Origin of the sequence: Alistipes sp. AF48-12 (genome assembly GCF_003477565.1) — a bacterium.
Lineage (GTDB): Bacteria > Bacteroidota > Bacteroidia > Bacteroidales > Rikenellaceae > Alistipes_A > Alistipes_A hominis.
Genome location: NZ_QUDJ01000001.1, coordinates 1 through 13,866 on the forward strand (window position 1 = coordinate 1; position 13,866 = coordinate 13,866).

At 53.5% G+C, this 13,866-nt stretch carries 8 protein-coding genes and 2 pseudogenes; 3 read left to right on the top strand and 7 right to left on the bottom strand.

Annotation, left to right across the window (positions count from 1 at the left end; all coding sequences use genetic code 11):
- Nucleotides 1-204: 204 nt before the first annotated feature.
- The gene (locus DW082_RS00005) at nt 205-588 is read right to left on the bottom strand and encodes a hypothetical protein (RefSeq protein ID WP_118456792.1); all 384 of its coding nucleotides are present in this window, start codon (nt 586-588) and stop codon (nt 205-207) included.
- Nucleotides 589-625: 37 nt separating this feature from the next.
- Entirely contained in the window at nt 626-1,798 is a 1,173-nt protein-coding gene (locus DW082_RS00010; RefSeq protein ID WP_118456794.1) for a site-specific integrase, read from the bottom strand.
- A 349-nt stretch (nt 1,799-2,147) separates the two neighbouring features.
- Between DW082_RS00010 and DW082_RS00015 the strand changes: the two genes are divergently transcribed.
- From DW082_RS00015 to DW082_RS00025, 3 genes are all read left to right on the top strand, one after another.
- On the top strand, nt 2,148-5,165 hold the full coding sequence (locus DW082_RS00015; protein WP_118456796.1) for an FG-GAP-like repeat-containing protein: 3,018 nt from the start codon (nt 2,148-2,150) through the stop codon (nt 5,163-5,165).
- Nucleotides 5,166-5,589: 424 nt separating this feature from the next.
- Nucleotides 5,590-5,964 carry a hypothetical protein gene (locus DW082_RS00020; RefSeq protein ID WP_118456798.1) on the top strand — a complete coding sequence of 125 codons (375 nt, stop codon included), beginning with the start codon at nt 5,590-5,592 and terminating at the stop codon, nt 5,962-5,964.
- A complete protein-coding gene (locus tag DW082_RS00025) occupies nt 5,951-6,532 on the top strand; it encodes an RNA polymerase sigma factor (protein WP_118456800.1) in 582 nt (193 codons plus the stop codon). Before DW082_RS00020 ends, DW082_RS00025 begins: the two co-directional genes overlap by 14 nt.
- A gap of 25 nt (nt 6,533-6,557) precedes the next feature.
- Here the strand turns inward: DW082_RS00025 and DW082_RS00030 are convergent, their stop codons facing one another.
- From DW082_RS00030 to DW082_RS00050, 5 genes and pseudogenes are all read right to left on the bottom strand, one after another.
- Nucleotides 6,558-7,727, bottom strand: a complete 1,170-nt coding sequence (locus tag DW082_RS00030; protein WP_118456802.1) for a glycosyl hydrolase family 28-related protein — start codon at nt 7,725-7,727, stop codon at nt 6,558-6,560.
- Nucleotides 7,728-7,885: 158 nt separating this feature from the next.
- A pseudogene (locus tag DW082_RS00035) lies at nt 7,886-9,960 on the bottom strand (alpha-galactosidase).
- A gap of 28 nt (nt 9,961-9,988) precedes the next feature.
- A pseudogene (locus DW082_RS00040) lies at nt 9,989-12,057 on the bottom strand (alpha-galactosidase).
- Nucleotides 12,058-12,078: 21 nt separating this feature from the next.
- Entirely contained in the window at nt 12,079-13,236 is a 1,158-nt protein-coding gene (locus DW082_RS00045) for a sugar MFS transporter (RefSeq protein WP_118456804.1), read from the bottom strand.
- 37 nt (nt 13,237-13,273) lie between these two features.
- The gene (locus DW082_RS00050) at nt 13,274-13,864 is read right to left on the bottom strand and encodes an SIS domain-containing protein (RefSeq protein WP_055205334.1); all 591 of its coding nucleotides are present in this window, start codon (nt 13,862-13,864) and stop codon (nt 13,274-13,276) included.
- Nucleotides 13,865-13,866: the final 2 nt, after the last annotated feature.

Consider the following 13,866-nt stretch of genomic DNA (forward strand, 5'->3'; position numbering starts at 1 on the left):
TTTGTCCCAAGAGCAATTGCTCGATTCTACCTAAGCGTTGCTCGATACTAATTTCGTTTTGCATGAAAAAGGTTTTAGGTTAAACATGATTAGCATCGGCAAATATATAGTACGAAATAACCTTTTCAATCTCAAATTCTCACTCTTTCTCACTTATTATAAAATTAAAATACTATTAATGAGAAATATATACGCTTATAACGCTTAGTGCAAGCCTTTGACAATGTCGATATATTGCCGTATTATGTCCTTGTTTTGAATGGTGTCGAATTTGACGGCGCAATACTTGGCACTTGATAATATATTGCGCGTAATGGGTTTCCCTTTGACGGAAACAAAACATCGGTTTTCTTCTGCAATGGTTTGCCATATATTCGCAATCATCAATTGCTGACTCATATAGTCCATGATGTAGCAAAGCAACCGGGCATTGCGGACGATCAATGGTTTTTGAAGCCGACAGTAAAACAGATCGGCAACGGCCATAGCATCTACTTCAGGCTGAAATATGCGAAATTCGTTGAATAATTCGGCCAGTGCGTTTCGCTGTTTTCCGTTCAGCGAAATGCTAAATCCTTTTCCAATCATATGTGTCCAGATTATATACGAAGATAACGACCTTTATCTATAATTCTAACTCCGGCAGGGCATTAACCGCCTTTTCTTTCAGGGCATCGACGGCGCGGGTATATTTTTCGGTGTGTTTGAGGCCGCTGTGACCCAACAAGGATGCGACGGTCTTGATATCCGTGTGACATTCGCCGAGCAAATTGACCGCAAAGCTGTGCCGGGCGCAATGCCAAGTGATATGCTTGTCGATCCCGGCACGGGCCATCCATGTTTGCAAAGCTTTGAGGCATCCGGTATGGCTCGGCAACATAAAGATCGGGCCATCTTTTTTAGGCTTTTCTCCGATCAGTTTTAAAAGGGTGCTACTCAATGGAATAATAACAACAGAACTTTTAGAGTGACCTTTGGTTTTACTTTGTTCAAATTTGATGATTTTATTTGCGTAGTCTACATCGCTATACATCAAATCAACAACATCACAATATCGCAATCCTGCGTACAAACAAAATAAGCAAGCGCGTTGTATCTCTTTGTTTTTGTATGGGGTATTGGCAAGCTGTTTTATTTCATCAAGGCTTAAAACGTCTTTTGTAAGGGCTGTATCGTCAATTACACATAAAACGTCCGTGCAAGGATTCTTTAAAATAATATTCTGATCGACAGCATATTTAATTACTTTCTTAAAACGTTTGAAATAACTATGCGCGCCCTCTCCTTTAGAATGTGCCTGAAGATACTCGACGAACTTTGTCATCATCTCTTTGGTAATTTGTTCAGGCTTTAGGTTAGTCTTCATATTCGGATAGGACTCTGCAAGAAAACTCCGGAAACGGCCCAATGCGCCCTCGATCATTCGTATATCTTTTTTTGTATAGGCTTTGACATACGCTTCGTAAAAATTCAAAAAATTGATCTTTTGTTTGACCGGGGCGGCTTTGTCGTATTTACGGGCAGTCAGCACTTTTTCCTTGTCTATGCGGATTTCGGCGGCAAGGGCCAATGTTTCTTTGTTCTGTTGCCGTTCTTCGGGTGTCCGGGGATTGGACAACAGATACAGGCCCAGATATTCTTTCGACCGGATATGCTTGATATGCTCCCGTCCTGTATTCTCGTCGAATACCTTGTTGTAGCCCATGTAGTATTCCAGATACAAACTTTGCCGACCGTCGGCCAGCGTTTTTTGCATCAATTTTGGATTTTCTTTGGTTTTTGTTTGCAATTTTGCCATAACAACCGATTTTACTATATTTGTATAGTATTGATTATATGGCGTAAAGATATAAAATAATTTCTGATTTCAGGGTGTAAAAAAGGTGTAAAAAATAACGGAAAATGCGTAAAACAAGGGAAAATAACCAATGCATTAAAATACTTAAATAACTAATAATTAATAGTATATATTCTTTTGATTGGATGATATTAGATAGATGTGTACCCGTCGGGGGTACTAATAGCGTTGACAATCAACGCTATTTTTGTTTCCGAATACCGTACGCGGTACTTTCTGAAAGAGAAAGTGTTTTCTGAGATATCACATTCGCCTGCAAACTTCAAAATTTTCCAATTAACTTACGATAATGACGACGACGCTTAGAACCACCGCCTTTGTATTGAACTTGCTGGCTACCGTTAGTCTGCTATCCTCCTGTACCGTACAGCCTGAAACGAAAGTGTGGCTGGATGAAGATTTTTCACAGGGACAGGCTCTTTCCGGATGGAAATTTACGCCCGAAACGTCATGGAGCATAGATACTTTGGAAGGAGTGATCGGAAAAGGCTCCCTTAAAGTGGCAGGGGACGGCATGAAAAGTTATGCCGACGCTTCCGTTACTTTCGAATTCGACTCCCTCCGAGGGGAATTCATGCGCCTGGGGGGATGGGTTAAAACGGAGAAGGTAAATTACCGGCGGGACGCCATTGTAGAGCTTACTTTTTCGGGAGAAGGATTCACATATACACTCTCCCAATACAATCGGAATACACCTTTCAGCTATCTCGAACGTACGTTCAGGGTTCCGCCGGGACTGGATAAAGGCACTCTTACGATAAAATTCTATGGTTCTGCGGGTACGGCCTGGATAGACGGTCTGAGACTGGAATCCGTAGACGAACCGCTTATCGCGGAACTCCCGAAAGAGAACCGCTACGACATCGTCGAAAAGCGCCTCCGCTCCGACGGCAATTGGGCGGCGCCCGAGTTACCGTACAGGATAACCGGCAGCACCGACGACAACAGCGCCGGAGCGCCCGTATGGGCGGATCTCGATTTTGCGAGACTATTGCTGGTGGCGGGGCAAAACCGGCCCGTAGATCCCGCTTCCGTACGTATTTTCGCCGTAGACACGGATGGAAAGAAAACCGACTGTCCCGTCTCTTTCGGCGATCCGCTGTCGTCGCTGAGCGACCATTACCTGCGCAACGGCACCCTCAAGTGGAAAGCTCCCGAAGGAGCCGCCGGATACGAGATATACTTTGCCGCCTCCCATGCGGAAGGCCCCCGACCGCAGGCCGGAAACCTCAACCTCGGAGTCGGCGAACTGCTGACCTACGATGCCTCGGAGCCTAACATGTCATGGCTCGGATGGCCGGGCATGCAATTCGAAGCGGTCGATGCGGACGGAGACGGCGATTTCGATATTTATGGGATAAGAACGGACGGGGGAACCTGGTTGCAACGCAACATAGGCAGCAACAGCGAACCCAGGTTCCTGCCCCGCAGCCGTGCCCTGCCCACCGACCGACTTCCGTCGCCGGAACTTTCGTATATAACGCTCGACTGGGATGGCGACGGCGTGTCCGACCGCGTCCGATTCCGCAGGCATCCGCGCACCAACCGTTACCACAATATGAAAGGAGACATCGTTGTGGAACTCACCCGTAACGGCAAACGTACGCCGCAGGTCGTTCATACTCCCGACGGCCGTCCCGTTGAATTTCCCAATTCGTCATGGTCTGCGCTGAAGGCGGCAGACATGGATAACGACGGCCGTCCCGACCTTCTGGTAGGCACGGCCAACAGCGACTTGTTCGTATTGACGAACAAAGGTGTGGACGGCGAGCTGCCTGTTGCGGAAGTGAACAAAGTACCTTTCGGATATTTCGGTGACGATCCATATATTTCGGGTGACATGTCGCTCAAACCCTTCCCTTTGGATTGGGACGGCGACGGATACACCGATATCGTATGCACGGCATGGCAAGGATTCTACTGGCTGTTCCGCAACAAGGGCGTTCAGGGCAGTCTCGAATTCGAAGAGCCGATAAGATTCTTCCAGCAAGGCGGGGTACTCGTGCATAACGACTCGCCGACCCCCTACGCCGTGGATTGGGACGACGACGGCGACCTCGACCTAATATCGGGAGGATGCGGCGGCAACATCATGCTGTTCGAGAACACCGGGACGCCTACTCAGCCGAATTATAAAGGCGGCGTATTCTTGCAAGACGATTCCGGGGAGCCATTCTTTTTCAATGCCGTGGAGAACGGCGGTACCGTACAGGGTATGGAAGAACAGTATTGGGGATACCTCTCATGCGTTCCGAGGGATGTGGACGGCGACGGCGACCTGGACATCATTATTTCCGACTGCCTGGGCAAAGTCCGGTGGATAGAGAATACCGGGACGCGACAAAAACCGGTACTGTCGAAGAATGTACGCAATTTCTATTACGGGAACCAGCCGCTCGTGACCCCATGGCGCAACAGGCCCGGCGTCGCCGACTGGAACGGAGACGGGCGACTGGATTTTATAGTACTGGACGACCGGAGCGACCTGATGATGTATTCGCAGTCCGCACATAATCCGGAAGTCTTGGAAAACAAACGCAAACTGCGCAAAGCCGACGGCTCGGTTTTCCATATAGGACGCCTGACCCACCCCGGCGGTCAGGGACGTTTCAATATGGACGTCGCCGATTGGAACGGAGACGGTCGTTTAGACCTGATAATGGGCGAGCCGCGCAATTACCTGGGCGGCGGAAACATGACTATCGCCATAAATGTCGGCACGAACGAAGATCCCGTATTCGAATACGATTATATGATGGCGCGCGGCGGTTACTTTGTGGAATGGACCGGTTCCGACGGCCATGACGCCTGGCACTGTTGTATGCCATGCGTGTTCGATTTCGACGGCGACAGCCGCCCCGACCTGCTGGTGGGTACCGAATCGGGACGCATATCGCTCTACTCTCACGATTATTTCGACGGCGAAAAATTCCCAATATTCAAAGCTGCGAATTTCGACCGCAAACAGGGGAACAAAGTCTTCAGGATACTCGATTTCGAAAACCTGACCGAAAAGACAAAGGGCCTCAATACGCGCAACGTCCAATTACAGAAACTGCCGGAACAATCGGAGGAATACCTGACGGGCGAAGGTATCAAAGTCGAAATAGTCTCCCCGACCGTGGGCATCGTATTGTCCGGCAAAGTCCCTTACGTCGCGACGGTCACGGGAAATAAATCTGTCACGGGAGTCGATTTTTATATTAACGGAGAAAAAATTTGCACGGAAAAATCCGCTCCTTACGTGCCTACGGCGACGACAACTTATGGGATACCGCCGAGGTGCCGGACGGGCACTGCATCCTGAAAGTAATCGTACATACGGCCGACGGGGAAAGTTATGAAACGGAAAGCGGGTTCGAAGTGAAAAACAAATAACCTCAAGGTCATGGATCTCGTCAAAATAATCTGAAAATCGCTGAATAAATTAACGACGGCTTTCAACAAAAACAGAGCGGGAAATTCGCTCCATTTTGACGTATTTTTAACATTTCTGTTCGCACGTAGTCGTATTATCTCACTTAAACAGACCGAAGGTAGGTTCAAATAAGGCGTAAAGGGAGTCCCTTTACGCCTTACGAACATCTATGCGGTACTACCGACCGAAAAATCCCGAAAAACACGTTGTCGCGATTAATCGCTATTTTTATAAAATATCTTCCGTTCACGTTCGTCAGGGAATACGGGCGAACATTCGCCCGCGAAGAACAAAACGACAAAAACACGATACCATGAAAAACAAATTTCTGAGAGGCCTGATCGGAACGTCGATCTTCATCGCCGTATTCGGCGCGGCATCTACCGCGGTCATGTTGCTGTGGAACTGGCTCGTCCCGCAAATCATCGGCTGGACGGCCGTTACCTTCTGGCAGGCGGCGGGCCTGGTGCTGCTGAACAAACTGTTGTTCGGCGGGATGGGAAGGCACTGTTTCGGCATGAACGCCCTCCGCCGGTCAGGGCCCACCTTCCCCACATGGAAAGAGCGCGCCGCGATGCGGGACAGGATCCGGGCGATGGGCAAAGAGGAACGCAGGGAGTACATCCACCGGCAGATGTTCGGCTGCGGCCCGGATCAACCGGAAAAAACTGACCATGACAGCCGTTAAAAAGAAACGGAGACTCGACTCCCGAAGCGACCTGCCGCTGGTCTACGATCAGTACAAGCCGGAGCCCGAAGGGTATATCCGACGTAGGATGGACTCGGCGGAAGATACGGAAGACATCCTCCAGGACGTTTTCTACAAACTGACGAAAACGGATCTGCAGGAGAACCCCATCGAATACCTGTCGGCCTGGCTCTACCAAGCGGTTACAAACCGCATCATCGACCGCCGGCGAAAGAAACGGGAGCAGGCGCTGCCCGAAACCCGGCAGGAAAACGAGGACGACTATTTCCTCGACTCGCTGTCGGACTTCCTGGCCGACGACGGGAACGATCCGGAGATCATGTTCCGCAACGAACTGATCCGGGAAGAGATCGAACTGACGCTGTCGGAGCTTCCGCCCGAGCAACGTTCGGTATTCGAACTCACCGAATACGACGGTATTCCCTACAAAGAGATCGCTGAAACGACCGGCGTTCCCGTTCCCACGCTGTTATCGCGGAAACATTACGCGATCGGCCACCTCCGCAAAAGACTGCAGCAACTTTACCGGGAGATCGTCGCCCGGTAGCGGCCCGCCGGCACGAACCGGCCCGTCAGAACGACGGGCTCGCCTTCAGATGCGCGCCGCCGTCGGCCTTGAAATAGGAATTGTCGGCCCCTACGTTCGATTTGACGATGTGGTAATGCAGCGTGCCGTACAAATGGTTTTCCGGATCGTCTACGAAACAGCGGTAGTTGAAATCGACCGGCTTCTGACCGCTATTCACCTCGATGCCTACCTGTTCGATTTTCAGAAAAGCATCCCCGACGCCGTGCCCGGCGAACTCTACGTTCAACGACGAAACGATGTTCGCGCAATTCTGAGCGTGGATCCGACCGAACCAGGCGGAATGATCCATTCTCGAAAAGACGAAAGCGTTGTCGCAGTTCCACGCCGACAGGTTGTTTCCGTTCGCATGTTCGGAAAAAACGAAACCGAACCGGAAGGCGCTTTTGACACAAATATTCCGGAAATCCTGCTCCGGATTGCACCAAGTACGCGGAGCGATGAACCCGGCCGAATAGTGCCCGTCTCGGGTCGGCGAAGTCAGCACCATATTCCGGATCGACGAATAAATCAGAATATTATCGGTATATACGGTCGCCGCATAGGCCATATTCACACCGGACAAGTACGGGTATTGCCCCGCCTCGGCTTTCACCTGGAACGCAAGATCCTGCAGCCTTACGACCGCCTGGTTCAGCAGGTAAAGATTGTCTCCGGCTCCGGCGGCCAGAACGGATACGGGGGCCTGCGCAGGATCGGTCTGCAACTCGCCGGCCGCATCCGAAACCAGAACGGTACCGTTTCTCCACACTTCGGCCTTATCCTCGGCCGTATGGCTGGCATACGAGCACGGGGTGACAACGCTGCTTTCGCCCTGCAGCCGGATCATCACGTAATCGCGGCGGCCCGGACTTTGGCGGGGCTTCACGATCAGGTGGGCCCGCACTTTGCACGTATCCTGCAACGTAGCGAGCCGGTACAGGCCATTCGGGAAATAGACTGTACCCCCGCCGTGATCCACCGCATAATCCAGGGCAGCCTGGATGGCGCGCGTATCGTCGGTCACACCGTCGCCTACGGCTCCGAAATTTTTCACATCGTAAACCAAACCGCCGTCCGTTTTCATCGGATCGACCGCGCCCGCCCGACTGCGATCCGCACGTCCGGCACAGGCGCACAGCAGGACGGCACAAGCAACGTAAAATATCTTTTTCATCCGTTTTATATTTTTAATTTCGATTCAGACTCCTTTTTACCCGACTCGGCCAGGCGTGTTAAAGATACGGATAACATCCGAATATTCTACACGAACCGTACGACAAGGCGGGAACATCCGAAGAGTTCCCGCCTTGTACGATAACATACGGGCAGACGCTATTCGGCCCGGTATTTCAACAGCAGCGAACTGCGCGGCTGGTCGAGCGTCAGCACGAACCCTTCGGCCAGTTCGAGGCCGCTCTTGGATACCGTTTCGCCGGTATCCTTATTCGTAATGGAATAAACCGCATCCGGATCGAGGCCCGACAGCTTTACGGTGTGGGTCTTGTCGGGACAGGCTTCCCGGCGGAACGCCACGACGAAACCGCTCTTGTCGGACGGCCGGTAGAGCTGGTATGCCATCCAGATATTATCGCCGGTGATGTCGCCGGAACCGGTCAGCGGATAATAATCTTCGTAGAAATAGGGACGCACTTCGCGGAACTCCTTCATGCAGTCCTGGATTTCATAGAACGACGAGGAGCCGTTGGTGATCTTCCAGTTATAAACGACCGAAGTGCCTAGGCTCGAACGGAACGTAAACTTGTCTGTCTTCTGCACGCCCGTACCGTGCTGCGGCAAGTACATTTCCAGCCCGTAGGTATGGCACTGATAACCGACCGGTTCGCCGTAATTGTAATCGGTACGCCACATCGGGGCGCTGCGCGAAGTGGCCTCGAGGTCGATCCGGCGGCCGCCGCTCGCGCAGTTGTCTATCAGCAGGCCCGGGAAACGCTGCCGCAGGTAATCCCAAAACGCGTACAGGCCTTCTATATGCCGGATTTCACGGATTCCGGTACGGCCCGGTTCGTCGTTCTTCCGCCAGAAGATATCCGGTTCCATATTGAAATCCTGACGATAGTAATCGATGCCGTTCTGCTCGATCAGTTCCCCGATCTGGTCGCAGAACCATTCGAGCGCCTTCGGGTTCCCCAGGTCGAACAGGTAGGCATCCGTCCCGGCGTCCAACATCCACTCGGGATGCTCCTCGGCCCATTGGGAGCCCTTGATCACCCGCTCGGGCTCGAACCACACCATAAATTTGGCCCCGGCCTTGTGCGCTTCGTCGGAAACCGGCTTCAGTCCGTCGGGGAATTTCTCGCGGTCGACCGTCCAGTTGCCCACCGTATTGGCCCAGTTCTTATGATTCTTATAGTCGGCCGCCTGCGAATACCATCCGGCATCGAGCCAGAACACTTCCGGTACGATGTCGAACTGCTTGTAACGCCGGATCAGCGCGATCGCATAATCGGCCGTCAGGCAGGTGTATTCGTTGCACGGAGACGGGTCGCCGTAGTTGAAACTCGACGATTCGGGAAAAAGGGCGGGTTTGCCGTCCACCTTCGGCGTATGATGCGCCATCACGAACCGGCGGAACCGGTTGTGTCCGACCATCCGATCGTCGCCTTTCCAGAACAGCAGACAGATGCTCGGCGTGCGGATCGACTCCTGCGGATAGAGATACGTATCGAGGTATTTCATGCCCGAAGCCAGCGTCACGCTACGGTCGGTCTTACCGGCGATATCGGCGAACCATGTTCCCGTCCAACCGACGGCCACCATCACGCCCTGCCTGCGGGAGACTCGATGTTGAAGAACGGGAAAGCCATCTGCGACGAACGTCCGCCCTGCGGGGCCATGTACAGCGAATCGCCCGGCGCGAGCACTTTGGTACGCTGGTGAAAATCGTGTTTCGAGACATGGCTTCCGTCGGCATAGTGCAGGATAAAATCGCCCTTTTGCGGGGATTCGAAATCGAGATCGACCACCTTGACCTGAGAAATAGGTGCGGAATTGGCCTGCGAGTCGTTCTTAAAATTCAAAACCCACTCGACCGCATCGAAATCGGTAAAACCTTTCACCCGGCATTCGACCTGAAGTCCGGTCGAACGATCCAGGTACGTATACAGGTATTCGACCGCCTCCGGTTCGCCGGATTCGACGCGGGCGGCCGTGTACTTCCACTTTTTCAGCAGCTCGCGGGACGGTTTTCCGTCGTAAACGAAAGAGAACGGAGGAATTTTTCCTTTGGCAAAATGCGTCTCGATCCAACGGGTCACATCGAACGGCTTATCGGTCATGGCGGATTTGGCCTGTCCGGAAACGAACTGCGGGAATACCGCCAGCGTAAGCAGTGAACAAACGAACGACCGGAATTTCGACCGGAATGTATGGATTGTATTTCGTATCATCGTTTTAAATTTTTAATGAATGCAGAAACTATTCGACGGGTTTATATTGCAGCAACAACGAACTTTTCGGCTCGGCGAGCGTCAACTCGAAACCGGATGCCAGTTCCGCCCCGGTCTTGACGACCGACTCGCCGGTATCGCGGTTGCGCACGTCATAACGCTTCGCGGCATCCAGTCCCGACAATCTCACCGTAATGCTGCCGTCCGGATTGGCGGCGCGGCGGAATGCCACGACAATCCCCGTCCCGTCCGACGGGCGGTTCAACTGGTAAGCCAGCCAGATGTTGTCGCGGGTCAGGTCTTCGCAGCCCGTCAACGGATAATAATCCTCGTAATAATAGTCGCGCACTTCCTGATACTCTTTCACGCGCTCCTGCATATCGAGGAACGAAACGCCGGGCTCGGTGATCTTCCAGTTATAGATCAACGCGCTGCTGATACTCGACCGGAACGAATATTCGTCGGTCTGCAAAATCCCGGTTCCGTGGATCGGCAGGAAAAAATTCAGTCCGTAAGTGTGTCCCTGGTAGCCGTCCGGATCGTCGTAGTGGTAATAGTCGCTGCGCCACAGCGGTGCGCTGCGCGAGGTCGTCTCCAGGTCGAGCCGGCGACCGCCGCTCGCGCAGTTGTCGATCAGCAGGCCCGGAAACCGTTCCAGCAGATAATCCCAGAATGCGTAAAGTCCTTCGACATGACGAATCTCCTTCATACCGGTACGCCCCGCCTCGTCGTGTGCGGCCCAGTATTTATCGGGTTCCATATTGAAGTCCTGGCGGTAGTAATCGATGCCGTTCTGCTCGATCAGATCGCCGATATAACGGCACAGCCACTCGCGGGCCTCTTTGTTACCCAGGTCGAACAACAGGTAGGTTCCGTCGGGTTCCGACGGCAGGTCGAGCATCCAATCGGGGTGTTCGACGGCCCACTGCGTCCCTTTGATCACGCGCTCGGGTTCGAACCAGACCATAAATTTGGCTCCGGTCTCATGCACGGCGTCCGCAACGGGTTTCAGCCCGTCCGGAAAACGGGTCGTATCGACCGTCCAGTTACCGGTGGTATTGGCCCACGACTTGCCGTTTTTGTAATCGGCGGCACCGGTATGCCATCCGGCGTCGAGCCAGAACACTTCCGGAACGAGTTCGAATTGTTTATAACGTTTGACCATCGCGATCGCCCAGTCGGCCGTCAGGCACGAATACTCGGTGCACGGAGCCGGATCGCGGTAGTTGAATCCGCTGCACAGCGGATATTTCTGCATCTGCCCGTCCACTTTGCGGGTATGATGGGCGAGGACGAAACGACGGAAACGGTTGTGGCCGGCCATCCGGTCGTCGCCGTTCCAAAACATCAGGCTGATGCTCGGCGTGCGGATCGACTCGTCGGGATGCAGGTACAACCGCATGGTTTCATCCCTGAAACGAGCGTCGCGCCGCGGTCGCCGGTCTTGGTCAGATCGGCGTACCACATACCGGTCCATCCGATCCCCACCACTACGCCCTCTTTGCCCGACGGAGCCGTCAGGTTGAAGAACGGAAGGAAATCGCCCTGCGACGAACGCCCCCCTTCGGGCGCCATCCGAAACGGCTCGGTCGTACTCAGCACGGTCGTCCGGGGATGGAAATCCTCCTTCGAAATGTGATTTCCGTCGGCATAGTACAGCGTGAAGTCGCCGGCGGCCGGCGCCTGCATATCGAGATCGACCACTTTCACTTGCTCGAGCACCCGCGAATCGCTTTTGCCCGTGTTGGTAAAGTGCAGCACCCATTCGACGGCATCGAACGCCGGAAAGCCGGTAACAAAACACTCCACCTTCAGCCCCGACGGACGTTCGGTATAAGTATAAAGGTATTTCACTACGTCCGGATCGTCACCCGGCAGGCGTTTCATCGAATAATTCCAGCCGGGGAGCAGACTTTTAGACGATTTGTCGCCGTAAACGAATGAGAACGGCGGAACCTTTCCCCGCGCGAAGCGGGTTTCGATCCAGCGGGCGGCATCGACCTGTCCGGCGGACATTTTCATAGAAGCCTGACCGTGCGCGAACAACGGCAGGATGAGCATGATTAAAAAACTGTAACGGATTGCAGTTCGTTTCATCGGTTCGTTTGATTTCAGGATTTATGCTTTTGTTTTGATTTGTCCGGTCAGCCAGACCATATACAGCCAGGCGGCGGCCAGCATGATGACGGCGGCCAGTTGCGTGGCGAACAGGTCGGTCACCACGCCGAGCAGCGGCGGCAACACCGCGCCGCCCGACACGCCGACGATCAGCAACGCCGAAACTTCGTTGGCTTTTTCGGGAACCCGTTTCAGCGACAGCGAGAAAATGATCGAGAACAGGTTCGCATAGCCCACGCCGAACACCGCAACGCATCCGAGGATAAACCACAGGTTCTCGCTCAGCAGCATCAGAACGAGTCCGAGCAGCGCGATGTAGGTGCTGTACGTAAAGAACTTGCTTTCGGAATACTTCATCAGGAGAATACCGCCGAGGAAAGCTCCGACCGTGCGGGCGAAGAAATAGACGCTGTTACCCATACCGGCGTCGGTCAATTCCAGGCCGCACCGCTCCATCAGCAGTTTCGGGAACGTCATGTTCATGCCGACATCTACGCCGACCAGCACCAGAATACCGATAAAATAAGCCACGATCCGGCTGTCGCGCAGCAGGTCGAAAGTCGCCCGAAACGAAATATTCGTCGACTTCTCGCGGATATCCCGGATCGGCGTCAACCACAGCCACAGCAACGCCACGAGCGAGGCGCCGGCATAAATCGGGAAGATCATCTTCCACCCGAAGAACGTCCCGGCGGCCCAAGCGGCCAGAATCGGCCCGACGAACGAGCTGACGGCCTTGACGAACTGCCCGAGGGTCAGCGTTCCGGTCAGCTTGTCTTTGGTAACGACTTCCATCACCAGCGGGTTCATCGACACCTGCAGCAACGTGTTGCCGATCCCGATCAACCCGAAAGCGATCAATACCGACGCGAAATCGTAAGCGATCAGCGGCATACACATCGCCAGCACATGGACGGCGAAACTCAGCAGCACGGTGTTTTTGCGCCCGATGCGGTTCATCAGCATCCCCGTCGGGATCGACAGCACCAGGAACCACAGGAAACATGACAACGAGATCATATTCACCACCGAGTCGCTCAGGCCCGCGAAATCGCTCTTGACATAACTGGTCGCGATACCGACGATGTCGACGAAACCCATGATGAAAAATCCGAACATCACGGGCAATATTTTCAGCAACGAAGTTTTCGAATTCATTTGTTTTTGGTTTTAGGTTATCCGGCCCGTCGCCGGTTTATCGCTTCGCATCCGAAGCGTAAAAGATCGCGTCTTCGAGCGCTTCGATCAGAATGTGAATCACTTTGATATGGATCTCCTGGATGCGGTCGGAGTGCGGGGTGCGCGGAGCGCAGATCGCGACGTCGGCCAACTCGGAGAGCTTGTTCCCCCCTTTGGCGGTCAGCGCAACGACCTTCATACCGCAGGCTTTGGCCTTCTCGATCGCCATCACCACATTGCCCGAATTGCCGCTGGTACTGATTGCCAGCAGCACGTCGCCTTCGCGTCCGAACGCCTCGACCCAACGCGCAAAAATCTGGTCGAAACTGAAATCGTTGCCCACGCAGGTCATGTAAGCCGCGTCGTTGATCGCCATGGCCGGCAACGGACGGCGGTCGCCTCGGAAACGCCCGGTCAGCTCTTCGGCAAAATGCGCGGCATCGCACAGCGAGCCGCCGTTGCCGCAACTGATGATTTTACACCCTTTATCGAGCGCCTGTTTAAAAATTGCGACCGCCTTTTCCATCAGCACGGGCGTCTGCGGGTCCGAAATGAACTCGTGCAACGCCGTCTCCGCCTGATGCAAACTGTTTTCTATGATTCCCATAA

Coding starts and splice junctions, on each gene's coding strand:
- DW082_RS00005 (WP_118456792.1), bottom strand. CDS start 588: ATGATTGGAAAAGGATTTAGCATTTCGCTGAACGGAAAACAGCGAAAC.
- DW082_RS00010 (WP_118456794.1), bottom strand. CDS start 1,798: ATGGCAAAATTGCAAACAAAAACCAAAGAAAATCCAAAATTGATGCAA.
- DW082_RS00015 (WP_118456796.1), top strand. CDS start 2,148: ATGACGACGACGCTTAGAACCACCGCCTTTGTATTGAACTTGCTGGCT.
- DW082_RS00020 (WP_118456798.1), top strand. CDS start 5,590: ATGAAAAACAAATTTCTGAGAGGCCTGATCGGAACGTCGATCTTCATC.
- DW082_RS00025 (WP_118456800.1), top strand. CDS start 5,951: ATGACAGCCGTTAAAAAGAAACGGAGACTCGACTCCCGAAGCGACCTG.
- DW082_RS00030 (WP_118456802.1), bottom strand. CDS start 7,727: ATGAAAAAGATATTTTACGTTGCTTGTGCCGTCCTGCTGTGCGCCTGT.
- DW082_RS00045 (WP_118456804.1), bottom strand. CDS start 13,236: ATGAATTCGAAAACTTCGTTGCTGAAAATATTGCCCGTGATGTTCGGA.
- DW082_RS00050 (WP_055205334.1), bottom strand. CDS start 13,864: ATGGGAATCATAGAAAACAGTTTGCATCAGGCGGAGACGGCGTTGCAC.